This is a genomic window from Halovulum marinum (genome assembly GCF_009697225.1).
Classification (GTDB): Bacteria; Pseudomonadota; Alphaproteobacteria; order Rhodobacterales; family Rhodobacteraceae; genus Halovulum; species Halovulum marinum.
On sequence record NZ_WIND01000015.1, the window covers coordinates 71,343 to 96,856 of the forward strand.

The window sequence follows — 25,514 nt, forward strand, 5'->3', positions numbered from 1 at the left end:
CGGCGGGTTGCGGGCGGGTTGCGGGCGGGTTGCGCCGGCGCGGGCGAATTTTCCGGTTGCGCTCTCCGGCATATGGGCTAAAACGCGCGCCACGCTTCGGACGCTGCCGTAGCTCAGAGGTAGAGCACTCCCTTGGTAAGGGAGAGGTCGAGAGTTCAATTCTCTCCGGCAGCACCAGTTTCTTCGGTCGATCCCGCCCTGCGACGGCGTTGCTTCCTGTGTCCCGCCAGGGACAGTCGCCGCGTGCCGCGTCTGTCTGCCGCGTCTGTCTGCCGGGGCCGGTGCCGCGCCGCCTGAGCGCCAGGCCGACGCGAATGTTTACCCAAGGTAAAGCGCGGCTTCAGCTTGCGTGTCTGGCAGCGTTTGGCTAGGTGGCTCGGCGGCCTTGCAGGGGGCCCATCAAAGGAATGACAACGGGCAGCTGTGAGACCTTAACGATGAAGACGCAGATAGACTCGCAATTCCTCGATGCCGCGCCGGTCGCGACGGCGCAGAACCGCCGCGACACCGAGGCGCTGCTGCACGAGCGCCGCGACACCTGGCCCGAGGCCGCGTCGACGCCGTCGGACGCGCTGCTGCGGCTGGTGCGCCTGGCCGAGGGGCTGCAGTCGCGTGTGCGCGCGCAGGCCCGGGCCCGCTTCGATCTCGCCGCGGGCGACTACGATCTGCTGATCCGGCTGCGCAGCGAGCCGGCGCCGCACGCGATGACGCCGACCGCGCTGTGCCGGTCGCTGAACATCACCCCCGGCGGGCTGACCAAGATCATGCACCGCCTCAAGGCCCGCGGCCTGATCGAGCGCGCCCCCAGCCCCACCGACGGCCGCAGCGCGCTGACCCGGCTGACCGAGGCCGGCCTGGAGATGGCCGAGGCGGCACTGGCGTCGGCCCAGGCGCCGGTCGAGGCGCTGCTGTCGGACAGCCTTGGCGGATCCGAGCTGGACCAGTTGGACGCGCTGCTGCGCAAGGCGCTGCTGACGGTCGAGAGCGCCGGCTGAGCGTCGCTTAACCAGGATGCGCCGCCGCGATTCCGATCGCGCCGGCGACGCGGTATGCTGATACCAGTCCCCAGGCGATCCGCGGAACCAGCCCATGTACGCGCCCAAGACCAGACAGGAACTCGCGCTGATTCTCGAGGCGCTGCAGGATTTCGCCGCGGTCGAGCAATTGGTCCCGGTCAGCGAGGCGCTGGCCGACGCCCGGCTGCACCTGGCGATGGGCGACCCCGCCCCGGTCCGCGGCGACAGCCGGTCCGGCCCCGCCCGGCCCTAGACCCGACGGCGCCCGCAGCGCGGGCGCCGCAGGTACCGGCGCCTCAGTCGATCCAGGCCCAGGGCCGCGCGAAGCGGCCCAGCACGGCGGCGACGTCCGCGTCGGTCACCGCGGGATCGGTGCGCTTCAGCCCGGCCACCAGCCCCAGCTTCTTGTCCTCGTAGACATGGTCGATCCCGGCGCCGACGCCGGCCTCGGCCAGCGCGGCGCCGTAGACCCGGGCGATCGCCATCTTGCGCAGCTCGGGCTTGAACACCTTGCCGACCGCGGTCTTCGGCAGCTCGCCCAGCACCTCGATGTACTTCGGATGCGCCGCGCGCTCGCCGATGTGTTCGCGGGCGTGGGCCTGCAGCGCGTCGAGGTCGGGCGCGACGCCCTCGCGCATCTCCAGGTACACCGCCGGCACCTCGCCGGCGTGCGCGTCGGGCTGGCCGATGGCGCCGGCGAAGGCGACATCGGGGTGCGTCATCATCGCCTCCTCGATCTGCGCCGGGTCGACGTTGTGACCGCCGCGGATGATCAGGTCCTTGGCGCGACCGGTGATCCACAGATAGCCGTCGGCGTCGATCCGCCCCAGATCGCCGGTGCGCAGGAAGGTATCGTGGGCGAACAGGCCGTGGTTCTTGTCGGTTTCGGTGTAGGTGCCGCCGGGGATCACGCCGGGGTTGGCGACGCAGATCTCGCCGACCTCGTCGACGCCGCATTCCTTCAGCACGCCGCCGTCCTTGTCGCAGGACAGGATCCGCACCTCGCTGTAGGGGAACGGCAGCCCGACCGAGCCGACCTTGCGCTGCCCGTCCGGCGGGTTGATCGACACCAGGCAGGTCGCCTCGGTCATGCCGTAGCCCTCGAGGATCTTCACCCCGGTGGCCTCCTCGAAGCGCCTGAACAGCTCCAGCGGCATCGGCGCCGAGCCGCTGACCGCCAGCCGCAGCGTCGACACGTCGGCGTCGATCTTGCGCTGCATCAGCGCCGAGACGGCGGTCGGCACGGTGATCAGGAAGGTGACCTTGTAACGCTCGATCAGCTTCCAGAAGCTGTCCATCACCCCGTCGCCGCGATAGCCCGCCGGGGTCGGCATCACCATCTGCGCGCCCGAGACCAGGCAGCTCATCAGCACCGGGTAGGCGGCGAAGACGTGGAACAGCGGCAGCGGGCACATCAGCACGTCGTGCTCGGTGAACATGTAGGACTGGCCGCACCAGCCGTTGAACAGGATGCCCGAGGCGCGGTGCTGCGCCACCTTCGGCATGCCGGTGGTGCCGCCGGTGTGGAAAAAGGCGCAGATGCGGTCGTCCAGCGGCTCGTCGAAGCTCAGCCGGTCGTCGGCCTCGCCCTGCAGCGACAGGTTCAGGTCCATCACGTTGGCCTGGTGGCCGCGCTTGGCCGCCGGGCGCAGCAGCGGCACCAGCCAGCGCACCGGCGGCGACAGGTAGTGCGCCAGGTCGACCTCGAGCACGGTCTTGACCTCGGGCGCCATCGCCACCGCGCGCGACACCTTGTCGTTGACCTCGGTCTTGGGGAACGGCGCCAGCGTGACCACCGCGCGGGCGCCGGTCTCGCGCAGGATCGCGGCGATCTGCTCGGCCTCCAGCAGCGGGTTGATCGGGTTGACGATGCCCGCGGTCGCGCCGGCCAGCAGCGTCACCGCGGTCTCGTTGCAGTTCGGCAGCACATAGGCGATGACGTCGCCGTCGCCGATGCCGATGCGCCGGAACAGGTTGGCGGCGCGGGTGACGCTGGCGCGCAGCGCCGACCAGGTCAGCGTCTCGGCCTTGTCGCGCGGCCCGGCCTTGATCTGGAAGGTCAGCGCCGGACGATCGGGGAAGCGCTCCGCGGTCCGGCTCAGCATCTCGTACAGCGAGCGCGCGGTCATCCGCTGCTCGAACGGCATCTCCTGCTCGATCGCGATCTTGTCGTCAAGCGTGGCGACTTTGGCCAATGGTCCCTCCCGGCGTGATCATCGGCACCTCTTGCGGGTGCGCGGCGCAAGGATGCGGCGCACGGCGCCGAGGCGCAAGGCTGACGCCACGGCGGCCGCGTCACGCCGCCCGGCCGTCGGTGAACTGCAGCCGCGCCAGCTGCGCGTAGAGCCCGCCCTCGGCGACCAGCGCGTCGTGGGTACCCTCGGCGGCGATCCGGCCGCCGTCCATCACCACGATCCGGTCGGCTTTCTTCACCGTCGCCAGCCGGTGCGCGATGACCAGCGTGGTGCGGCCCTTCGACAGCTCCTCGACGGCCTGCTGCACCAGCCGCTCGGACTGCGCGTCCAGCGCCGAGGTCGCCTCGTCCAGCAGCAGCACCGGCGCGTCGCGCAGGATCGCGCGGGCGATGGCGATGCGCTGCTTCTGCCCGCCGGACAGCATCACCCCGCGCTCGCCGACATAGGTGTCGTAGCCCTCGGGCAGCGCCGCCAGGAAATCGTGCGCCGCCGCCGCCCGGGCGGCGGCCTCGATCTCGGCGTCGCCGGCGTCGGGGCGGCCGAAGCGGATGTTCTCGCGCGCCGAGGCGGCGAAGATCACCGGCTCCTGCGGGACCAGCGCGAACTGCCGGCGCAGATCCTCGCGCCGCAGGCGGTCGATCGGCACCCCGTCCAGGGTGATGCGCCCGGCGTCGGGATCGAAGAAGCGCATCAGCAGCTGGAACACCGTGGTCTTGCCCGCGCCCGACGGGCCGACCAGCGCCACCGTCTCGCCCGGCCGGACGGTCAGCGCGAAATCCTCCAGCGCGGCGATCGAGGGCCGCGCCGGATAATGGAAGCGTACGCCCTCGAAACCGATCCGGCCGCGCACCGGCTGCGGCAGCGCCTCGGGCTGATCCGGATCCTCGATGTCGTCGCGCAGGTTCAGCAGCTCGACCAGCCGCTCGGTGGCGCCGGCGGCGCGCTGCAGCTCGCCCCAGATCTCGGACAGCGAGGCGACCGCGCCCGCGACCATCACCGAGTAGATCACGAACTGCACCAGCTGGCCGGCGGTCATCGCCCCCGCGCGCACGTCGCGGGCACCGATCCACAGCACCCCGACGATGCCGGTGAACACGAAGAAGATCACGATGGCGTTCATCAGCGAGCGGGTGCGGATCCGCCGCAGCGCGGTGCCGAAGGCGCTCTCGGTCAGCGCGCCGAACGCCCGGCGGCTGACCGCCTCGTGGGTGTAGGCCTGCACCGTCTGCGCCGCCAGCAGCGTCTCGGACGCCTGCCCCGAGCTGTCGGCGATGCGGTCCTGGCTTTCGCGGCTCAGCACCCGAAGGCGGCGGCCCAGCAGGATGATCGGCAGCACCGCCAGCGGCACCAGCAGCAGCACCAGCCCGGTCAGCTTGGCCGAGGTCACCAGCATCAGCACGATGCCGCCCAGCAGCGTCAGCGCCATGCGCATCGCCACCGAGACCGACGAGCCGATCACCGACAGGATCAGCGTGGTGTCGGTGGTCAGCCGCGACAGCACCTCGCCGGTCATGATCCGCTCGTAGAAGGCGGGGCTCATGCCGATGACGCGGGTATAGACCGCCAGGCGGATGTCGGCGACGACCCGCTCGCCCAGCCGGGTGACCAGGTAGTAGCGCACCGCCGTGCCCAGCGCGAGCAGCGCCGCCAGCGCCACCGCGGCGGCGAAATAGGCGTCCATCAGGGCGATGTCGCCGCTGAAGCCGTCGATCACCCGGCGCACCGCCAGCGGCAGCGCCAGCGACAGCGCCGCGGTGCAGACCAGCGCCAGCACCGCCAGCCCGGCCAGCCAGCGGTAGGGATACAGGAACGGCGCCAGCCCGCGCAGCGCGCTCAGGCGCCGGGATTTCTCGCGTTCGTCGGACGGTTTGTTCGGATCGCTGCCTGCCATGCGCCCCCGCTTGCTGTGCTCGCCCCTGATTAGGCGGCGGCCGGCGTCAGGGCAAGCCGAAGCCAACGGCGCGGCGGAATGTCCGGGGGCGGCGGAGCGGAGAAGGATCTCGTGCTATCCCAGGGCCAGGGTGCGCGACCGGCCCGGTTCCGGAAGCGGCAGCCGAACCCCCGCGTCCGGGCCTGGGCATGAGTCCGAACCGGCCGGACCGCGCTCCGCCGGCAATGCGTGCCGTCCGAGCCGATGCCGCGCCGATGGCCGCGGCACGTCAGGTCAGTCAAGCTGCAGCCGCACGGCCGCCCGGCGATAGAGTTGTTCGATGTCGGCGGGAAACCGGAAGGCGTGCAGGAACTCGTCGATCCGGTATCCCGGATGTGCCCGCCGGAGCGTCGCCGCCACGGCACCGGCCTCGTCGGTGCGGCCGGCCAGCACCAGGCAGAACGCGGCGATCATGTGAATGAGGGCGTGCGCGTTCGGCCGCGCCGTGGCCTGCAGCGCCGAATCCGCGGCCTGCTCGAACCGTCCGAGCCGCACATGCGCCATCGCCCTGGCGCCGTGGATGGCGAACAGCATCGGGTCGAACGGGCTTAGCCGGCCCGACAGATCGGCCGAACCGATCGCGGCCTCGGCGTCGCCGGTCTGTGCATTGACGAACGACAGCGCGTAGTGGCCCTGCGCGAAGTTCGGGCTGAGTCGCACCGCCTGCTCGAGCTCGCCCACCGCCGGCGCTTCGTCGCGGCGCAGCCACAGCGCCCGGCCCATCGCCCAGTGCGCGCCGGGATCGTGATCGTCGGCCATCAGGCTGCAGCCGGCGGCCTCGATCGCCAGGTCGGTCTCGCGGGTGCGGTCCTGCCAGTTCTGGAACGCGTTCTGCCAATGGGTGAACGACAGCCCCGCATGCGCCCGCGAAAACGTGGGATCCGCCGCGATCGAGCGGCGGAAGAACTCCTGCGCCTCGGCATTGTCGGCGCGGGTGAAACGGTACATGTGCCACAGGCCCCGGTGAAACGCCTCCCACGCGTTCAGCGAGTTCGGCGGTTTCAGCACCGCGCGGTTCTTCTCGACGGTCTCGACCTCGCTGGCGATCGCCTGGACGATGCTGTCGCCGATCCGGTCGAAGACCTCGAACGGATCGGTCACCGCGGCGTCGTAGGTCTCGGCCCAGAGGAGGCGCGCGGATCGCGTCTCGGCCATCTCGACGTCGATGCGGATCCGGTCGCCGCGCCGAAGCACCGCGCCGCATGCGAGGTAGTCGACGTTCAGTATCCGGGCGGCCTCGGCGGGCTCCAGACCGCGTTCGGCCAGCGCGGAAACCGAGCCATAGGCGATGACGAACAGCGCCCGCAGCTTCGCCAGGCGGGCGATGATGTCGCGGGTCAGGCCGGCTCCCAGCTGCGCCTGCCCGTCCGCGGCCTCGGATTCGCGGAACGGCATCACCGCCAGCGAGGCCCGGTATCCCTGCGGCGCCGGATCGGTGCGCGTCGGCAACTCCGTCGCCGGAACAGCCGCCGGCGCCGCCCGCACCGCCCGCCGTGCGGCGCGCAGGGGCGCCGGGTCCATGCCTTCCGCCTCGAACAGGCGCACGGCGGCGGCCAGGTGCCGTTCGGCCGCGGCGGGTGGCAGCGCCGACATCAGCGCGCGGTGCGCCGGCGGCTCGAACGGCGCCAGGATCACCCAACGCTCGGCCAGCGCCCTGGCTTCGGCGCCATCGGCCGGCAGCCGCCCGATCAGCCCGGCGAGCACCTGGGCGTGGCGGTCGCGGAAATGGCTGCGCTGCGTCGTCAGCCAGTGGTCCAGCTGCGGGCTGCGGTTGAGGTCGAACCCTTCAAGGAAATCGCCCGCGAACAGCGGCGCCAGCCGCCTCAGCTCCGGCGTCGGGGTATTCTCCAGCCCGGTCAGCGCCGCCCGTTCGATTTCGACCGCGTCGACCGCCGCGCCGTCCAGGTCGAGCGATACCATGTCGCCGTCGGTCACCACGCGGCGACGCCCGGGGCCGTCGAGCACCGCCCTGATCTTGCTGAGATACCAGCGCAGTTCGGCGCGCGGGTCGCTGGGCAGGTCGCCCATGATCTCGCACAGGCGGCTGCGTCCGACCGGGTTGTCGGCAACGGCCAGATAGCCCAGCAACGCCCGTACCTTGCGCGACGGCGGCAGTTCCACGGGCCGCCCGTTGCGCAGGACGCACAGCTTTCCCAGCATGCGAATCGCAAGTCCGGATGCGCGATCGGCGCCTTTCGTCTGCGTTTCCACCCGGCTTTCCACGGCGACTACAACGGTTTCCCCCACACATGCAGTCTAGCACATCACCAGACCGGAACGATCCGGTCCCTGCGTCGGCACCTGAGGCCAGATCGGACCGGGCGGCGCAGTCAGCGGAGTTGAAAGGAGATTGCGATGAACATGGCCAGAATCAAGCACTTCGCATCGACCGCGGTCGCCGTGGGCGCACTGGCGCTTGCCGCCGCGGCTCCGGTCGGCGCGGATGAGGGACAGGCCCACCCCAAGATGGTGCCGGTCGGGCAGGTGACCTTCCAGCCCGGCCCCGCGACCCTGCCGGCCGGCGCCCAGATCGCCGTTCTGCACGGCAACCCGGCCGAGGAGGGGCCGTTCGTGATCCGGCTGAAATTCCCCGCCGGCTACGTGATCCCGCCGCACAGCCATACCAAGGAGGAACACGTCACGGTGATCTCCGGCGGCTTCGGCATGGGCACCGGAGGAACGGTCGACAAGGCGAAGGCGCCGATCATGGCGTCGGGCAGCTTCGTGCAGATCCCGGTCGGCATGCCGCACTTCGCCTGGACCGAGGAAGAGACCGTGGTGCAGATCAACGCCATGGGCCCGTTCGGCATCACCTACGTCGATCCCGCGGACGACCCGCGGGGCACCTAGACCAACTGGGTTCGCAGCCGCCGGCAGGGCCGACCGCGCACCTGCCGGCGGCACCAGCCTTGAAGGAGAAGACGAGATGACCATGCAGCAGAAGGTCCGCACCACCGATGGCCGGGGACGGCTGTTTGACAGCGTGCTCGACACCATCGGCGACACGCCGACGATCCGCATCAACAACTTGGGCGTCGGCGACACCACGCTGTATGTGAAGGCCGAGTTCTTCAACCCCGCCGGCTCGGTCAAGGACCGGCTGGCGCTGAACATCATCGAGGACGCCGAGCGGCGCGGCCTGCTTTCGCCCGGCCAGACCGTGGTCGAGGCGACCAGCGGCAACACCGGCATCGGCCTGGCCATCGTCTGTGCGCAAAAGCGCTATCCGCTGGTCGTGACCATGGCCGATTCGTTCTCGGTCGAGCGCCGCAAGCTGATGCGGATGCTGGGTGCCAGGGTGGTGCTGACGCCGCGGGCCGAAAAGGGTTATGGCATGTACCGCAAGGCGGTCGAACTGGCCGAGACCAACGGCTGGTTCCTGGCCCGGCAGTTCGAGACCGAGGCCAATGCCGAGATCCACGCCGCCACCACCGCGCGCGAGATCCTTAGCGACTTCGCCGGCCAGCGGCTGGACTGCTTCGTTACCGGCTACGGCACCGGCGGCACCGTCACCGGCGTCGGCCGGGTGCTGCGGCGCGAGCGGCCGGAGACGCGGATCGTCCTGGCCGAACCGGCGAACGCGGCACTGCTGTCCAGCGGCATCGCCCAGACCCGCGGCAGCGACGGCGCGCCCGCCGCCACCCACCCGGCGTTCGAGCCGCACCCGATCCAGGGCTGGACCCCGGACTTCATTCCCGCGGTGCTGCAGGAGGCGGTCGATACCCGGCTCTACGACGACGTGGTTCCCGTGCCCGGAGCCGAAGGCATCAAGTGGGCGCGCGAACTGGCGCGCAGGGAAGGCATCTTCTGCGGCATCTCCGCCGGCGCCACCTTCGCCGTCGCCCGCCAGATCGCCGAACGCGCCCCGGCCGGGTCGGTGATCCTGTGCATGCTGCCCGACACCGGCGAGCGCTACCTCTCGACGCCGCTGTTCGAGGGCATCGAGGAAGAGATGGACGACGAGGAATGGGCGCTGTCGCGCTCGACCCCCGGCGCCCGTTTCGCGGCCTGAGCCATGCGGGACGGTCCCCCGCCGCCGCGCGACGCCCTCGACCCCGCGGACTGGGCCGAGGCCGCGCGCATCGCCCGCGACACCGTCGACGCGGCCGTGCGCCACCTGGCAGAGGTCCGCGACCGCCCGGTCTGGCGCGCCATGACGGACGATCAGCGGCGGCGCTTCGAAGCGCCGCCGCCCGCCGGCCCGACGCCGTTGGCCGATGTCATCGGCGAGGTGTTCGAAGGGGTGATGCCGTTCCCGATGGGCAACGTGCACCCGCGCTTCTGGGCCTGGTTCATGGGTTCAAGCAGCTTTACCGGCGCGCTGGCGGATTTCCTGGCCGGCATCCAGGGCTCGAACCTCGGCGGCGGCAATCATGCCGCGGTCCTCGTCGATCAGCAGGTCGTGGGCTGGTGCCGCGACATGGTCGGGATGCCCGCCGCCGCCGCCGGCACGCTGACCGGCGGCGGCACGGCGGCGAACCTTGTCGGGCTGACCGTGGCGCGCAACGCAAAGGCCGGGATCGACGTGCGCGAGGAGGGCGTTGCGGCCCTGCCCCGGCCCCTGCGCTTCTACGGCTCGGACCAGATCCACAGCTGCCACCGCAAGGCCGTCGAGGCGCTTGGGCTCGGCAACCGCGCCCTGCGGCGCATCGCCACCGACGCCGGCTACCGGATCGACATCCGCGCACTGCGCGCCGCCATCGCCGAGGATCGGGCGCAGGGCCTTCAGCCGGCCTGCCTGATCGCCAACGCCGGCAGCGTGAACACCGGCGCCATCGACGATCTGGTCGCGCTGGCCGATCTCGCCGCCGCCGAGAACCTGTGGCTGCATGTCGACGGCTGCATCGGCGCGCTCGTCGCCATCGCGCCCGAAAACCGGCACCGCGTCGCCGGCCTGGCCCGCGCCGACTCGCTGGCGCTGGACCCGCACAAGTGGCTGCACGCGCCGTTCGACGTCGGCTGCGCGCTGGTCCGCGACGGCGCGCGGCTGCGGCAGAGCTTCGGCATCTCGCCGGAATACCTGCAGCCCGCGCCGCGGGGCATCGCCTCGGGCCCCTGGCTGCACGAATTCGGGCCCGAGACCACCCGCAGCTTCCGCGCGCTGAAGGTCTGGATGATGCTGAAGGAGCACGGCATCGCCCGTTTCGGCCGCCTGATCGACCGCAACATCGACCAGGCCCGCCACCTTGCCACCCTGGTCGGGGCGCACCCCCGGCTCGATCTCGCCGCGCCGCAGGTCATCAACATCGTCTGCTTCCGCTACGATCCGGGCGGGCTGGACGCCGCGGCCCTGAAGGCGCTGAACGTCGAGATCATGCTGCGACTGCAGGACAGCGGGCTGGCGGTGCTTTCTGACACCTCGCTGGGCGGCGCGCACGCCCTGCGGGTCGCGATCTGCAACCACCGCACGCGACACGAGGACCTCGACCTGCTCGTGGACGAAGTGGTGCGGATAGGCGACGACCTGGCGGGGCGATAGCCGCGCGCCTGGTGCCGCGGGGCCTGAGACAGCAAATACCGACGCTCGCCCGTGCTCCGGGCGGCAGGGTCGGCGCATCCGTGTGGATTGGCGCCAGGGCGCGCCTCCGGGCCGGCTGCGGCCATGCACGCCTGCACGGCCGCCATCGCGCCGCGGTGCGCGCCAGCCCTCGGCCGCCGATCGCGAGCCGCGCCCGTCTTCGCCGGAGCAGCAGGAGACGGGGCTCTCCGCCCTGATCTTGCGAAAAACCGGCGAACCTTTCCGTGCCGCACGGGTTTCCGTGGCAGGCGGTGCGTCATGACGTCCGACGCCCGCGCGTGCCGCAGAGGGCCGCAAGCCGCCGACGCCCTTTGCGGAAGCGGCCGGCGGCGGAACAGGAGGCCCGCAATGCCCGAAACAGCCGGACTTCGGAGCCGGATGGTGGAGCGCCAGCTAGTCGCGCGCGGCATCCGCAAGCCGGGCGTTCTGGACGCGATGCGCAAGGTGCCGCGCGAGGCCTTCGTCACACCGGGCCACGAGGAATTCGCCTACGAGGACGGCCCGCTGCCGATCGGTCACGGCCAGACCATCTCGCAACCCTATGTCGTCGCGCTGATGGTCGAGGCGGCAGAGATCCGGCCGGGCGACCGGGTGCTGGAGATCGGCACCGGGTCCGGATACGCCGCCGCGGTGATGGCCGAGATCGCCGGCGCGGTGCACAGCGTCGAACGCCACGCCCCGCTTGCCGAGACCGCACGGGACCGGCTGGCGGCGGCGGGTTACGGGTCGGTCGCGGTGCATGTCGGCGACGGCACGCTGGGCTGGCAGAAGGCGGCGCCCTATGATGCCATCATCGTCGCCGCCGGCGGCCCCTCGGTGCCGCAGTCACTGAAGGACCAGCTGGGTCCCGGCGGCCGGTTGGTGATCCCGGTGGGCGACGCGGCCTCGGCCGAGGGCCAGTCGCTTCTGAAGATCACCCGCACCGGCGCGGACGCGTGGGAGCAGGAGCGGATCTCGGGCGTGCGCTTCGTGCCGCTGATCGGCGACCAGGGCTGGACCGAGGACGGCAGCCGCGCCGCCTCGTCCCATGTCGCCGGCCGCAGCCGCAGCCTGCCCGAGATGATCGCCTCCACCGCCGAGCCCCTGCCCCGGCTCGACGACCCCGCCTTCGGCCGGTTCTTCGACCGATGGGCCGACCGGCGCGTGGTGCTGCTGGGAGAGGCGAGCCATGGCACCGAGGAATTCTACCGCGCCCGCGCCGCCGTCACCCGGCACCTGGTCGCGCAACACGGCTTCACCATCGTCGCGGTCGAGGCCGACTGGCCCGACGCCGCCGCGGTGAACCGTTTCGTCGGCCATCACGCCAAGCAGGAGTTCGAGGAACCCGCCTTCGCCCGCTTCCCGACCTGGATGTGGCGCAATACCGCCGTCGCGGATTTCGCGGACTGGATGCGCGGGCACAATGACGGCGTCGCACCGGGGCGTCGTGCCGGGTTCTACGGGCTCGACATCTACAACATGCGCGGCTCGATCGCCGCGGTTCTTGCCTATCTGGACGCGCACGATCCCGAAGCCGCGCGCATCGCCCGCGAGCGCTACGGTTGCCTCACGCCGTGGCAGCGCGATCCGGCGACCTACGGCCGGGCGGTGCTCAACCGCGGCTACGGAAATTGCGAGGACGAGGTGGTCGCCCAGTTGCGCGACCTGCTGGAAAAGCGGCTCGACTACGAGGCGCGGGACGGGCACGGCTTTCTCGACGCGGCACAGAACGCCCGGCTGGTGCGCTCGGCCGAGCGCTACTACCGGATCATGTACTACGGCGGGACCGAAAGCTGGAACCTGCGCGACAGCCACATGTTCGAGACGCTCGAGCATCTGCTCGAGGCGCGCGGGCCGGAGGCGAAGGCCGTGGTCTGGGCCCACAATTCCCATATCGGTGATGCGCGGGCGACCGAGATGGGTGCGGTTCGGGGCGAGCACAACATCGGCCAGGTGTGCCGCGAGCGGTTCGGCATCGACGCCGCGCTGATCGGCATGGGCACCCATGCCGGCACCTTGGCCGCGGCGACGGCGTGGAACGGCGAGATGGAGGTCAAGCGCGTCCGCCCCTCGCGCGAGGACAGCTACGAGCGGCTGTGCCACGACGCGGGCCAGCCGCGCTTCCTGCTCGATCTGGCAGCGGACGAGCCGCTGCGGCGCCGGCTTCTCGAAGAGCGGCTGGAGCGGTTCATCGGCGTGATCTACCGGCCCGAGACGGAACTGCGCTCGCATTATGCCCAGGCGTGCCTGCCGCGGCAGTTCGACGGCTGGATCTGGTTCGACGAGACGCGGGCGGTAACGCCCCTTGCGCCGGAGCGGCGCCAGCCGGGCACGCCCGACACCTGGCCTTTCGGGGTGTGACCGCATCGACCGGGCCACGTTGGCAAGGGCGCGCGGCTCGGGGTCGTCGCAAGCCCGGTCGACCCCGGCGCCGGCAGCCGCACGCGCCAACCGGGGTGCTGAGGGCGACACCAGGGGCGACCTGCGAATACCGGCTGAGCAAGCTGGCGACGGCCGGCAGCAACGGGCGGTTCCGTACGCCACGGCCATCATTCGATTGATGGCCGACATGCTGGACCCGGGCCGACCTGCGTGATCGGCGATCCCGCCTGCTGCACCGGCGGCTTTCTCGTCATCGTCATTGAATTCCCGCTCGAGACCTACACGTCGCCCGAGGCAGTGATCGAGAAGAAGGACCCCGGGACCGGCGCCGTCGAGAAGCAGGATAGTCCGGAACTGTATCCGCGGCTCGGCAGCACCACATCCGGGCGCTGCCATCCTCACCTTGGTTCGCCTCGACGGCTGCCTCGGCGCCCGCGTGTCCGAAATAGATCTGGATGCCAGGATCTGGACGGTCCCCAAAGAACGCATCGAGGGCCGGAAGGGGAAAGTCCAGGATTTCCGCGTCCCGCTCTCCGAACCTGCCCTCGAAACAGTGAGGGAAGCCAAGGCGCAGGGACTGGAAATGCTGTTCCCATCCGGAGCGCAGCTTGCCTCCCTCTGGATCGATTGCCGCTCGGCCAGGAGTTTCACGAGCACCTTCTTGAGACGCAACGCGAGCGGCTTGATCTTACAAGCTCGACATTTCCCGATCTCGGCGCCGAACATCGCGCCAAGGCGGTGCCACGGAAATCTGCGCCCCCTGTCCGGCTTCGCACTACGCGTGTCTGTAAATGTCCCTACACCACCTCATCCGGGATCGGAGCGTCGCCCGCCTCGTTCAGGTGACATGCAGCCATATGCCCGGAACCGACGCTCCTGAAGGCCGGACTGGTGACGGCGCAGCGATCGTGGGCTTTGGTGCAGCGGGTTCGGAAGCGGCAGCCGCTGGGTGGGCTGATCGGACTGGGCACCTCCCCGGCGAGAACTTCACGCTCGGCACCGAGCACGCGCGGATCCCTCGAAGGCGCGGAAGACATGAGGGCTTGCGTGTAGGGATGCATTGGCTGGTCGAACAGCGCTCGCGTGTCCGCGAGTTCGACGATACGGCCAAGATACATGACCGCGATCCGGTGCGAGATATACTCGACCACCGAAAGGTCGTGAGTGATGAAGATGTAGGCGAGGTTCAGTTCCTTCTGCAAATCCTGCAGCAGGTTCAGGACCTGTGCCTGGATCGAGACGTCCAGGGCCGAGACCGCCTCGTCGCAGACCACGACCGATGGATTGAGCGCGAGAGCCCGGGCAATCGCAATCCGCTGGCGCTGACCACCCGAGAACTCGTGGGCATGTTTCGACAGGCTCGCGCGGGGTAGCCCGACATGGTCGAACAGCATTGCACTGCGCTTCTCGATCGACGCCCGATCGCCCCAACGGAAGATGTGCAGCGGCTCCTCGACGATCTGCCGCGCGGTCATGCGCGGATTGAGCGAAGACAACGGGTCCTGAAAGACCATCTGAACGTGACGCCGCATGGGGCGCATTTCCCGCCTCGACAGGGCGGTGATGTCCTTTCCCATGAGTTCGATGCGTCCGCCGGTCGGCTCGACCAGGCGCATGACCGCCCGGCCGAGCGTCGACTTGCCACAGCCACTCTCGCCCACCACGCCGATTGTCTCGCCGCGCCGGACGTCGAAGGTCACGCCGTCGACAGCCTTGATCGATAACCCGGGTCCATGTCGCCCCGCGCGGCGGAGCGGAAAATGCTTCTGCAGATCCTGGACGCGAAGGACGACGTCACTATCCGGGCGCAGGTGCTCTGGTGTCATCTGGCATGTCCTTCATCCTGCTGTGCCGTCGGGGCGGCGGCCAGAAGTTCCTCCGCGAAATGGCAGGCGGCCTCGCGCTGGCCGTCGCCGACCGGGCGCAGGGCCGGCGGTTCGGCCCGGCATCGCGCCTCGGCCCGCGGGCAGCGCGGGTGGAAGGGACATCCCGGCGGGATGTGCGCCAGGTCGGGCGGCTGACCGGGGATTGGTGTCAGTCGCCGGTGGCGGGCGGCGGCGACCCCCGGCAGGGAGTGCAGGAGCCCGGCCGTGTATGGATGCGCGGGGCTGCCGAAGAGCGTGCGAACATCGCCGCGCTCCACCACCTGCCCGGCATACATGACGCAGATCCGGTCCGCGATCTCGGCCGCAACGGCCATGGAATGGGTGATCAGGATCAGCCCCATGCCGCGCTCGCGCTGGAGGTCGCGCAGCAGCGCCAGAATCTGCGCCTCGACAGTGACGTCGAGCGCGGTGGTCGGCTCGTCCGCGATCACCAGGGCGGGATCGACGGCCAGCGCCATCGCTATGACCAGACGCTGCCTCATCCCACCCGAGAATTCGTGCGGGTAGTTGTCGATCCGCCTTTGCACATCCGGAATTCCTACACGCGCCAGCATGTCCATCGACTGTCGGCGCGCCTCGGCGCGGCCCAGATGGCGATGCACGCGGTACATCTCCGCCATCTGCCAGCCAACCGTGTAGACCGGGTTCAGAGCGGACAGCGGATCCTGGAAGATCATGCCGATCCGGTCTCCGCAAATCGCGCGGCGCCGGCGCGGCGACAGATCGAACAGGTTCTGCCCCTCGAACTCGGCCCGACCGCCTGTGACGTGGCCAGGCGGGGAGTCGAGCGTGCCCAGTATTGCCTCGAAGGTGATGCTCTTGCCCGACCCGCTTTCCCCGAGGACAGCAACGGTCTCGCCACGCCGGACGTCGATGTCGATCCCGTTGACGGCATGGACCACACGCCCGCCGGTGCGGAATTCCACCTCCAGGCCCTGCACTTGCAGAAGGGGGCCGGAACTGCCTCGCTTCACGTCGAACTCCTTCCAGCGCGTCATCGCGCCTGGCTCCGGGCCGGGAACAGGCGGCGCAGGATTGCACTGCTGCGCGTAGCTTCGGGTTCCAGCCGCCAGCGCAGTTTCGGATCCATGGCGATGCGCATCCAGTTGGACAGCAGGTTTGCCGATAGCGCCGTGAGCAGAATGGCGAGGCCCGGCCAGAATGACAGCCACCACGCTGTGGTCAGGAAGTTGCGGCCGTCGGCCACCATCAGGCCCCAGGTCACACCCGGGGGCTGAACGCCGATACCAAGGAAGCTGAGCGAGCTTTCCGCAAGCATAACGTTGGCAAGATCAAGCGACGCGACGGTGAACAGCGTCGGCAGGACCACCGGCGTGATGTGCAACCGGAGGATCCTCCAGTCCCCTGCCCCTATGGACCGTGCAGCTTCCACGAAAAGCCGCTGCTTGACCTCCAGAACCTCGGCCCGCGCGACGCGGATGAAGACCGGAATGCGGGTGATCGCAAGGACGATCACGACGTTGAATACGAAGGGTTCCAGAACATAAAGGACGATCACCGCAAGCAGCAGTGACGGGAAACTCATCACCAGGTCCGCACCTCGCATGATCGCGCCTCCCAGCCGACCGCCATAGTACCCTGCCACGATCCCCAGCGCCGAGCCTACACACATGGCAAGGAAGACGACGCCGATTGAAATCCCCAGCGTCGTGCGCGCAGCAACCATCAGGCGCGGCAGGATCGGGCGGCCAAGCGAATCCGCGCCCAGCAGGTAGGGCAGCCCGTTCTCGCCGGAGAACGGCGGCGCGTTGCGCATCCCCAGGTTCATCCTGACCTCCGCGCCGCCGATCAAGGCCGGGCCGAAGATGGCGAAGAACAGCAACAAGAGAAGGAAACACGCCGCCGCAGATGCGAACCGGTCGCCGGCGAGCATGGTCAGTAGCGCATAGCGCCGGCGCGGATTGGACGCGGGAGCGCTTGCCGTTGTGTCGGGGGTCTTGTCGGTCATGCGAGCCCTCCCTTCCTCAATGCAGATCGATCCGCGGGTCGAGCGCCGCATAGATCAGGTCCAGGATGATGTTCAGCAGGAAGATGCAGGCGGCGGTAACCAGCACCGCGGCCTGAACGACCGCGAAATCGCGCTGGGTAATCGCGTCGATCATCAGCTTGCCGACCCCGGGCCATCCGAACACGCTTTCCACGATGACGGCGCCGTTGATCAGGCCGCGCGTCTGGTCGCCGGCGACAGTGACCGCAGAGATCACCGAATTCCGCAGGGCGTGCAGGAAGATGATGCGGTTCTCGGGCATGCCTTTCGCGCGCGCCGCCTTCACATAGGGCGAGGCAAGCGACGAGATCATCGAGCCGCGCACGACCTGCGTCGTCGTGCCGGTGATCTTGAACATCAGCACCCCGATCGGAAGGATCCAGTACGCGAAGCCTCCGGTGCCCGAGGTCGGCAGCACCCCCAGATGCACCGCGAATACCAGGATCCCGAGGATCGCCAGCCAGAAATCGGGCGTGCTGGCCGCCGCAAGCGACAGGACCGAGGCGATGCGGTCGAATATCGAGCCGGGACGATAGGCCGCCAGCGGGCCGATGGTCATCGCCACGATCATCGCCAGAAGGACCGTCACGCCTGCCAGGCGCAGCGTCCAGGGAAACGCCTGAAGCACCGCATCCATGGCAGGCACATTCTGGCGCAGAGACATGCCGAAATCGAGATGAAGCGCATTCCAGACATATCGGCCGAGTTGGACAACAATCGGGTCGTTGTATCCGTGGGCTTCGCGAAACTGCTCGCGCATTACCGCCGTCGCGGTGTCGGGCAAGTAGAGAACCGACGGATCTCCGGTCAGACGCGCCAGCAAGAAAACCGCGACGACGAGGCCCAACAGAGCGATACAGGAGTAGAATACCCGCCTGAACAGAAACTCAGCCAGCATGTGCGAGCGCTCCTTGGGCGTTCCGTTTGCCGCAGGGCGCCCGGCCGTTCGGGCCGGGCGCCCTGGTCATCCGCCGATCACTTCAGCGAGATATCTGCGAGTTGCACCGAGCTGTTGGTGAACATCGTGGGTGTGTACTCGATACCGTCTCCGATGGCTGCATAGCCGACCATATGGAACAGCATGGTATCGGGCAGGATTTCCTCGATCTTGGCCGCGGCGGCCTTCCACGCATCCACGCGCGCCTCACCCGTGGCCCCGGCGGCCTCTTTCAGCAGTTGGTCCAGTTCGGGGTCGGCCACCTTGGACTGCGCCCCTTCGGACCCGTATCGGCTGGGCAGCGTGAAGACCGGGTCCCCCGAGGTGTTGTCGTGCTGGTCGACAAAGATCTGCGCCCTCCGGCCCTCCTCAAAGGGTTTGACCTGCAGGCGGTTCTTCACCGCGGCCTCGACCCACTCAAGCTCCACGTTCAGGCCGACATCCGACAGCATGATTGCGATGACTTCGTGGAAGTCCTTGGCCCCGGGGAAGTGGCCGATGCGGCCGATGAACTGGATCGGCGCATCGATCGGCACGCCGTCCGCCTTTGCCTCATCCAGCAACGCGCGAGCGCGCTCCGGGTCATACTCCCACATCGTCACCTCATCGCTCCAGCCGATGGTCGTAGGATGGTAAAGTTGCGTCGCCTTCTCGGCGCCAGAGCTCATGACCGTGCCCAGCATGGCGTCGCGGTCGATTGCCAGAGCGATCGCCTCGCGGATGCGCCGGTCATCCAGCGGCGGGGTCAGCATGTCGAGGTTCAGCCGGGTCGATTCCGCGTTTGGATACGCGACACCGTACTCTTCCGTGACGTCCTGCACCGCGATCGAGGGGGCGAGGTCCGCCTCCCCCTGGGTTACCATCGCGGCCCGGACCGAGGATTCGCTGCGCCAGATGAACTTGCCGGTCGCGACCTCGGGTGTTTCGCCCCAGTAGCCGTCGTAGCGCGTCAGCAGAACACGCTGGCCGGCCGCCCAGTCATCGAGAACATAAGGACCGGTGCCGGGCGCCGTGCGCTGCAGCTCGTCGAACGGAACCGACGTCGGATGTATCATGACGTTCGCCATCTTGAGCGGCAGGATCGGGTCCGTCGCATCCGTTGTGATGACGATGGTATCCGCATCCGCTGCCTCGACAGCGTACTCGCCCCCGGCGAAGAACTTGGTGCGCGTCTCGCACGTCAGGTTTTCGTTCAGCGTTCGTTCGATCGAGTATTTCACCGCCTCCGCGTCCAGCGGCGAGCCGTCGTGGAACGTGACCCCGTCACGCAGGTCGAATTCCCACTTGTTGCCGTCCAGCTGCGTCCAGGAGCTTGCCAGCGCCGGCTCAAGCGCGCCGGTTTCGGGGTTGCGCGCCGTCAGACCGTTGAAGATGTTTCCGAGCGCGACACGCCCGTTGTCGTTCGCCGCAGTCATGCAGGGGTCAAGCGACACCGGCTCACTTGCCAGAACGATGGTCACATCGGTCTCCTGAGCGTTCACCGTGCCCGCAAGCGCAAGCGTCACCGCAACTCCGGCAAGCACTTTGGTTCCAGGTTGTCTCATTTCTTTATTCCTCCCTTGCTAGCCTATTAGCTGTCATTTTATCGAACCGGCGTGATCGCACCCCTTCCTTCAAACCAGCTGTCCAAGTTGTCGAAGACGAGGTCTCCCATGCGCTGCCTGGTCTCCAAGGCACCCGATCCGACATGCGGCAGCAGCACCACGTTATCCAGTTCGAGCAATGCAGCCGGCACTATCGGCTCGTTCACAAACACATCCAGCCCGGCGGCCAGAAGAGCGCCTCCCTGCAAAGCCTTCGTGAGCGCATCTTCGTCGACGACGTTTCCGCGCGCGATGTTCACCAGCGTGCCTTCGGCGCCCAATGCCGCTATCACCTCTGCGGACACGAGCTTCTCCGTCTCCGGACCCCCGGGGGTGCTGACGACAAGGACATCGACATCCGACGCCATGCGGATCAGGTCTTCATAGTAGACAAGCTCGCAACCCGACTTGGGCCGACGGTTGCAATAGACGACGTCCAGCTTCATTCCCAGAAGCCGGTCCGCGATTGCCTGTCCGATACGCCCCAAGCCGAGAATACCGACCTTTTTGCCACGCAGCGATGGCGATAGCGGGAAGCCCTGGCCGACTTGCCAGTGGCCTTCGCGCAGGAAGCGCTCTGCCTGCGGTATCCTTCGCACCGCAGCAACCAGCAGCCCCATGGCAAGGTCTGCAACTTCATCCGTCAGTACATCCGGCGTGTTTGTCACAACGATCCCACGCGCGGAGGCGGCATCCACATCGACGGAGTCGTAACCGACACCGAACTTGGAAATCAGCTCCAGCTTCGGGAACGCCGACAATTCCTGTTCGCCGATCTTCTGCTGTCCGGCGAGCGCGATCGCCCGCACATCAGCCAGAGTCGCATTGCCGCGTACGATATCGGTGCAGCACACCGTTTCATAGATGGTCGCCCTGTCGCAAGAAGTCGGAAATGGTTTGGGTATCAGTATTTTTGCCTTGCTCATTCTGTGGTTTCTCACTGTTGCCTGCGTTTCCGTGCGCGGGGGATCGATCGTTTCCCAACTCATTCGCAGTGAGCTGCCGACCCGCGCCGCGGCGTCCGGCGACTGGACTTGCGGCCAATACTCATTGACGTTAGGGCAGCTTTCGATGCGCGTCCAATACGCCTTATGGCGGGATCGATGCGCCAGTTGCATCAAGCAGTAGGAGCCAACCGGCCACCGCTGTTTTCACGCTGTGGCTTCGCGGCGTCGCTTCGTTCAAGATGGAAGTAGTCCTGGATTGCCTTGTGCTCACTCCCCACGGCGATCAGGCGGGCGCCCCGTTCGAACCATTGGTGGCAGTCCTGCATGCCGGCAACGAAAACCATCGGCGCCACGTCATGCCGTTTGCACTGCTCGAACACCGCCGAGGTCGCCCTTTCGATTTCGGGCGCATTCGGGTCCGCCAAGCCTTGTGACATCGCCAGATCTGCGCGCCCCACGAAGCAGGCGTCGACACCGGGGGTCGCGGCGATCTCATCGGCATTCTTCACCCCCTCGCGGTCCTCGATCTGGACAATCACGACCGCTTGCATCGCGATCTCGGCAAGCGCCGAGGCCGGGAGCCTGCCGTAGCCGCCGGCCCGGGTTGTCCCTGCAAAGCCGCGCCCCTTTTCGCCATAGCGTGTCGACCGGACGATGGCCGCCGCCTGGTCGGCGTCGCTGACCTGCGGCACCACGATTCCCGAGGCGCCCATGTCGAGCACGCGAAGGACGTTGGCGGGCGTGCCTTCGACCAGCCTCACGAGTATCGGCAGGCTGGCGGCCCGTGCCGCCAGCACGCAGCTATCGATCTCGGACAGGGTGAACGGTCCGTGCTCGGCGTCGAGCACGACGAAGTCGACCCCGGTCTGGGCGAGCACCTCGACCAGCGCATAGTGCGGGGTCTTCAGGAAGGTGCCGATGAGGGGCTCCTGGGCCGCTATCCGCTGCTTCAGCATGTCACGCGCTCCCTAAAATATCTTGGGTTCCGGCACCGGATCGCCCGCAGACGTTTCCAGAAAGTCGAAGTCGCATCCCTGGTGCGCTTGCGAGACATGCTCGGCATACATCCGCCCGAAACCACGGCCGAACGGGCGTGTCTTTGGCACCCAGTTCGCCCGCCGTCTCTCCAACTCCTCGGCGGAAACGAGCATGTTGATGCTTCGCTCGGGGATGTTCATGTGCACAAGGTCGCCGGTCTTCAGCAACGCCAACGGACCGCCCACATGCGCCTCGGGGGAGATGTGAAGCACGCAGGCTCCGTAGCTGGTCCCGCTCATGCGGGCGTCCGACAGCCGCAGCATGTCGCGAACACCTTCCCGCAAGAGCTTCTTCGGGATCGGGAGCATTCCCCATTCCGGCATTCCGGGACCGCCGACCGGACCGGAGTTCCTCAGCACCAGCACCGTATCCTTCGTCACCTCGAGGTTCTCGTCGTCAATGTGCTCCTTCAGTTCCTCGTAGGTGTCGAACACCAATGCCGGTCCCTTGTGGTCCTGGAACGCGGCGCTGCACGCCGACGGCTTGATGACGCAGCCGTCGGGCGCAAGATTGCCGCGAAGCACGGCAAGGGCTCCCTCCTGGTAGATCGGCTTTTCCAGGGGGCGAATGACGTCGTCATTGAAGACTTCCGCCTGCCGGATGTCCTCGGCCAGAGGCCGCCCGGTGACGGATATCATCTCGAGATCCAGATATGGTGCGATCTGCTTCATCAACGCCGGCAGCCCGCCGGCGTAGTAGAAATCTTCCATCAGATATTGATCCCCGCTGGGGCGCACATTCGCCATAACGGGGACCTTTCGGCTTGCGGCATCGAAATCGTCGAGCGTGATCGGCACCCCGGCGCGACGCGCGATGGCGATCAGATGGATGATCGCGTTGGTCGAACAGCCCATCGCCATCGCGACGGCAATCGCGTTCCGGAAAGAGGGCGGCCGAAGGATGTTCGACGGCTTCAGGTCTTCTGGCACCATCTCGACGATCCGGCGACCCGCCGCCTTGCTCATCGCCTTGTGGTTCGAATCCGGCGCCGGGATCGAGGAGGCGCCGGGCAAGGTCATGCCGAGCGCGTCGGCGATCGCCGTCATCGTCGAAGCCGTGCCCATGGTCATGCAGTGGCCATAGCTGCGGGCGATGCCACGCTCGACGCCCTCCCAATCGGCACGCGTGATCGTGCCGGCACGAAGCTCGTCCCAGTATTTCCAGCTGTCCGACCCGGAACCCAGGGTCTTGCCATGCCAGTTGCCGCGCAACATGGGCCCGGCGGGCAGGTATATCGCCGGGACGTCCATGCTTATGGCGCCCATCAAGAGGCCAGGCGTAGTCTTGTCGCATCCGCCCATCAGGATGACCCCGTCGATGGGGTGCGATCGGATGAGTTCCTCGACCTCCATGGCCAGGAGGTTCCGGTACATCATCGCTGACGGCTTCACGAACTGTTCGGCGAGGGAAAGCGCCGGCAATTCCAGGGGGAAGCCGCCGGATTGCAGGATCCCCTTCTTCACGAACTCCGCGCGATTGCGAAAATGCGCGTGGCAGGGATTGATGTCGGACCAGGTATTGATGATCCCGATGATGGGGCGGCCTTCCCAGTCCTGCGGGTCATAGCCCATCTGCCGCATGCGCGAGCGGTGCCCGAAGGTCCGCAGCCCCTGGTCGCCGAACCAGCGATGCGATCTGAATTGCTCAGGGGTCTTGGTCACTGGCTTACCCTCCCGATGAAACGCAGCATCTCATCGACGAATCTGCCCGGATTTTCCGTGTGCAGCGCGTGGCCTTCGTCCGGAAATTCGATCACTTCGACCCTCGGAATGCTTGCGACGATCTCGTCCACGTCCGCCTGCACCCGAAACAGCCGGTCGTGCAGGCCGGTCATCACCAGCACCGGGATGTCGATCTTCGCCCATGGGAATCCCCAGTCGACGTGGCGGGACCCGTGACTGATCCGGTTGCGAGGATGGTCTACCGGCAGGGGCGCATAGGGCTCGGGGGTCAGAAAGCGGGGGCGAATGTTGCCAAGCTGCGTGGTGCTGACGGTTACCGGCCGGAAGGCATCATGCAGCAGGCGCTCGCCGCCCAGATCCATAAGACGGTGCTCCAGTTCCGCGATCCATTCGGTCAGCGGCCCCTTTTTTCGCAGGGTGTTGACGAACACGATCGCCTCGCAGTTCACGCCCGCCTCCCACAGGCGCGCGGCATGGAGACCGCCGATCGACAGTCCGGCCAGCACAATCCGCCGCAAGCCCAGATGCCCGATCAGCGCCTCAAGGTCGGTCACGATTTCCGCCTGGTCGAAGCGCGAGTCTGGCCCGTACCTGGTCTGTCCCTGCCCTCGGAAATCGACGGTGAGGGTTCCGACACCGTGCGCGACCAGCCCGGGTACGATGTCTTCCTCCCAAACGGCCGCCCTTGCGCCCGAAGAGTTCACGAACACGACGGTCGGCTGGCCTTCGCTGGCAGCAGCGTGATTGTAGTGAAGTTCCGTATCATCGCTGACAGCGAAAAAACTCATTCCCGGTTCCCTTTCGTCCACCTACCCGACGGCGCCCGCCGGAAATGCCCGGCAGTCGGAGCAGTACGAGAAGGCTGATTAGCCCCGCCGCGCTCCGCCCGCTCCCTGCGCCGTGCCAAAGCAGCAGCAAAGCGATTACGGCCGAGCTATCTGCGCTTGAACCGCCATCCGCCGCGCCGCAAGCCGCGCGAAAGCCGGTACACCTTGATGCAGGACGCGCCCTTCCACTCCTCCGAACCTCAGGTACCGTTCTGAGTGACAACCGCTTTCCCGGAATGAGACTACGGGGCCAGACCAATGCCGGTCCAATACCTATTTATCAGGCATCAATACCTTAGGCGCATGGATGGCCATAGGCCGGAGATCCGGTCGGCTTCAGAGCTCGCGCGCGATATCGAGCAGGTACTGGATGATCGGACTGCGATTGTCTTTGCGCCACGCGATGTAGAGTTCGAAAGTCATCGGATCGGCGTCGCTGATCTTGCGCAGTACCACATTGGTCTGGTCCAAGACGGACGCCGTTTCCGGTACGAAGGCCACACCAATCCCGTTTCGTACAAGTGAAATGATGGTGTGTATTTGTGCTAGCTCTTGCCGGACGCGTGGGGTGATGTTGTGTCGCACAAAGTGACGCGACAGCAATTCGTGAAGGTGCGGTGCCTCGTCGCGGTCGTAAAGGATCATGTCGACGTCGTTCAGGTCGGACCAATATATAACCGGCTTCGTCGCCAGCCGGGACTCCTGATGACAGACGAGGCGCATCTCTTCGCGGAAGACGCACTCGAAATCGAACAGGTTCCCGTCTATCGGGAGGCGGGTCAATGCGACGTCGATCTCGCCGATTTCCAAAGCGCTGATCTGGCGACGACTCATCATCTCCTTGAGCTTCAAGACCACGCCCGGAAACGCTTCGTCCATGCGGCGGACCAGTGCCGGCATGAACTGATAGGCCGAGGCGGCAGTGAAGCCGCATCTCACGAGCCCGGCCCGTCCGTCGGATACGTCCTTCACGGATGTCAACGACAACTCGAGCAGCCGAAGTATCCGTCTTGCATCGGAGTAGAACGTCTTGCCAGCTTCGGTGACCTCGACGGAGCGACTGTTCCGGTTGAACAACTCGCATCCAAGTGCGTGCTCCAGGGATTGTATGCGACGGCTGAGCGGCGGCTGGGTCATGTTCAGTCGTACCGCCGCGCGACCGAAATGCAGTTCCTCCGCGACGACGACGAAGCATCTGAGGTGGTTGATCTCGATCATGTTTTTTTCCGGGCAGTTGGAGCGGATCAAGTGCTGATCCTTTGGAAACTTTGTGCATTCTGCAAAGCGGAAGCAGTTTCAACAACCTAAAGAAGGGGGATTACTTTACCCCGCTCTGCTCTCTAACAGCGGCGCAGGTGATGTCGGACCAATTCGAACTCGTCTCAGTTGGACGTCATTTACATGAACTCACCCGAAACAAAGTGCTCGCCGCTCGACGAGAACGACGGTTCGCCGGGTCTTGCAATTTTCGCGACTATAGAGGCCACGTTCCCGGTTGAAATGGTTGGAGACGGCGGCGTGGACGGCGGCGAATATCTGCAGACTTCGCATGCGCCGGAACCGCAGCATGGCCCTTTCCCGTCGTC

The 25,514-nt window shown here is 67.4% G+C and carries 19 protein-coding genes, 1 tRNA gene and 1 pseudogene; 7 read left to right on the forward strand and 14 right to left on the reverse strand.

The genetic code is table 11. The annotated features are described in order from the left end of the window. Positions 1-102 precede the first annotated feature (102 nt). The 3 genes from GE300_RS16140 to GE300_RS16150 all read left to right on the forward strand — a co-directional run bounded on the left by GE300_RS16140 (position 103) and on the right by GE300_RS16150 (position 1,269). Positions 103-177: transfer RNA gene (locus tag GE300_RS16140), tRNA-Thr, on the forward strand. A 260-nt stretch (positions 178-437) separates the two neighbouring features. Beyond that, positions 438-995, forward strand: a complete 558-nt coding sequence (locus tag GE300_RS16145) for a MarR family winged helix-turn-helix transcriptional regulator (protein ID WP_233417091.1) — start codon at positions 438-440, stop codon at positions 993-995. A 94-nt stretch (positions 996-1,089) separates the two neighbouring features. Further along, positions 1,090-1,269: a hypothetical protein gene (locus tag GE300_RS16150; RefSeq protein WP_154447919.1), complete on the forward strand. Its 180-nt coding sequence runs from the start codon at positions 1,090-1,092 to the stop codon at positions 1,267-1,269. A 43-nt stretch (positions 1,270-1,312) separates the two neighbouring features. On the opposite strand, the gene GE300_RS16155 is transcribed toward GE300_RS16150, so the two are convergent. From GE300_RS16155 to GE300_RS16165, 3 genes are all read right to left on the reverse strand, one after another. Next, on the reverse strand, positions 1,313-3,211 hold the full coding sequence (locus GE300_RS16155) for an acyl-CoA synthetase (RefSeq protein ID WP_154447921.1): 1,899 nt from the start codon (positions 3,209-3,211) through the stop codon (positions 1,313-1,315). A 100-nt stretch (positions 3,212-3,311) separates the two neighbouring features. Beyond that, entirely contained in the window at positions 3,312-5,102 is a 1,791-nt protein-coding gene (locus tag GE300_RS16160; protein ID WP_154447923.1) for an ABC transporter transmembrane domain-containing protein, read from the reverse strand. A 273-nt stretch (positions 5,103-5,375) separates the two neighbouring features. After that, positions 5,376-7,301, reverse strand: coding sequence for a transcriptional regulator (locus tag GE300_RS16165; RefSeq protein WP_154447925.1), 1,926 nt, complete (start codon positions 7,299-7,301; stop codon positions 5,376-5,378). A 195-nt stretch (positions 7,302-7,496) separates the two neighbouring features. Between GE300_RS16165 and GE300_RS16170 the strand changes: the two genes are divergently transcribed. The 4 genes from GE300_RS16170 (at position 7,497) to GE300_RS23605 (ending at position 12,999) form a co-directional block, all read left to right on the forward strand. After that, positions 7,497-7,991 carry a cupin domain-containing protein gene (locus GE300_RS16170; RefSeq protein ID WP_233417092.1) on the forward strand — a complete coding sequence of 165 codons (495 nt, stop codon included), beginning with the start codon at positions 7,497-7,499 and terminating at the stop codon, positions 7,989-7,991. A gap of 76 nt (positions 7,992-8,067) precedes the next feature. Next, positions 8,068-9,153 (forward strand): PLP-dependent cysteine synthase family protein, encoded by a 1,086-nt coding sequence (locus GE300_RS16175; protein ID WP_154447927.1) that lies wholly within the window; start codon positions 8,068-8,070, stop codon positions 9,151-9,153. Between the two features lie 3 nt (positions 9,154-9,156). Next, positions 9,157-10,620, forward strand: coding sequence for a pyridoxal phosphate-dependent decarboxylase family protein (locus GE300_RS16180; protein WP_154447929.1), 1,464 nt, complete (start codon positions 9,157-9,159; stop codon positions 10,618-10,620). A gap of 387 nt (positions 10,621-11,007) precedes the next feature. Beyond that, positions 11,008-12,999 (forward strand): protein-L-isoaspartate(D-aspartate) O-methyltransferase, encoded by a 1,992-nt coding sequence (locus GE300_RS23605; RefSeq protein ID WP_154447931.1) that lies wholly within the window; start codon positions 11,008-11,010, stop codon positions 12,997-12,999. Between the two features lie 818 nt (positions 13,000-13,817). On the opposite strand, the gene GE300_RS16190 is transcribed toward GE300_RS23605, so the two are convergent. The 11 genes and pseudogenes from GE300_RS16190 to GE300_RS23190 all read right to left on the reverse strand — a co-directional run. Then, positions 13,818-14,846 (reverse strand): ABC transporter ATP-binding protein, encoded by a 1,029-nt coding sequence (locus GE300_RS16190; RefSeq protein WP_154447933.1) that lies wholly within the window; start codon positions 14,844-14,846, stop codon positions 13,818-13,820. Further along, positions 14,843-15,904, reverse strand: a complete 1,062-nt coding sequence (locus GE300_RS16195) for an ABC transporter ATP-binding protein (protein ID WP_154447935.1) — start codon at positions 15,902-15,904, stop codon at positions 14,843-14,845. The genes GE300_RS16190 and GE300_RS16195 overlap by 4 nt, the downstream gene beginning before the upstream one ends. Continuing rightward, positions 15,901-16,875, reverse strand: a complete 975-nt coding sequence (locus tag GE300_RS16200; RefSeq protein ID WP_233417093.1) for an ABC transporter permease — start codon at positions 16,873-16,875, stop codon at positions 15,901-15,903. Before GE300_RS16200 ends, GE300_RS16195 begins: the two co-directional genes overlap by 4 nt. Positions 16,876-16,891: 16 nt before the next feature. Beyond that, a complete protein-coding gene (locus GE300_RS16205) occupies positions 16,892-17,812 on the reverse strand; it encodes an ABC transporter permease (RefSeq protein ID WP_233417094.1) in 921 nt (306 codons plus the stop codon). Positions 17,813-17,889: 77 nt separating this feature from the next. Further along, positions 17,890-19,356 carry an ABC transporter substrate-binding protein gene (locus GE300_RS16210; RefSeq protein ID WP_325063279.1) on the reverse strand — a complete coding sequence of 489 codons (1,467 nt, stop codon included), beginning with the start codon at positions 19,354-19,356 and terminating at the stop codon, positions 17,890-17,892. A gap of 77 nt (positions 19,357-19,433) precedes the next feature. Beyond that, positions 19,434-20,360 carry a 2-hydroxyacid dehydrogenase gene (locus tag GE300_RS16215; RefSeq protein WP_154447940.1) on the reverse strand — a complete coding sequence of 309 codons (927 nt, stop codon included), beginning with the start codon at positions 20,358-20,360 and terminating at the stop codon, positions 19,434-19,436. A gap of 191 nt (positions 20,361-20,551) precedes the next feature. Then, a complete protein-coding gene (locus GE300_RS16220; RefSeq protein WP_154447942.1) occupies positions 20,552-21,337 on the reverse strand; it encodes an HpcH/HpaI aldolase family protein in 786 nt (261 codons plus the stop codon). 12 nt (positions 21,338-21,349) lie between these two features. Next, the gene (araD, locus tag GE300_RS16225) at positions 21,350-23,080 is read right to left on the reverse strand and encodes an L-arabinonate dehydratase (protein WP_325063280.1); all 1,731 of its coding nucleotides are present in this window, start codon (positions 23,078-23,080) and stop codon (positions 21,350-21,352) included. Next, entirely contained in the window at positions 23,077-23,889 is an 813-nt protein-coding gene (locus GE300_RS16230) for an alpha/beta fold hydrolase (RefSeq protein WP_154447944.1), read from the reverse strand. The genes araD and GE300_RS16230 overlap by 4 nt, the downstream gene beginning before the upstream one ends. A 375-nt stretch (positions 23,890-24,264) precedes the next feature. After that, positions 24,265-25,176: a LysR family transcriptional regulator gene (locus GE300_RS16235; RefSeq protein ID WP_154447946.1), complete on the reverse strand. Its 912-nt coding sequence runs from the start codon at positions 25,174-25,176 to the stop codon at positions 24,265-24,267. Between the two features lie 159 nt (positions 25,177-25,335). After that, positions 25,336-25,514: pseudogene (locus GE300_RS23190) on the reverse strand (IS6 family transposase); the annotation flags it as partial.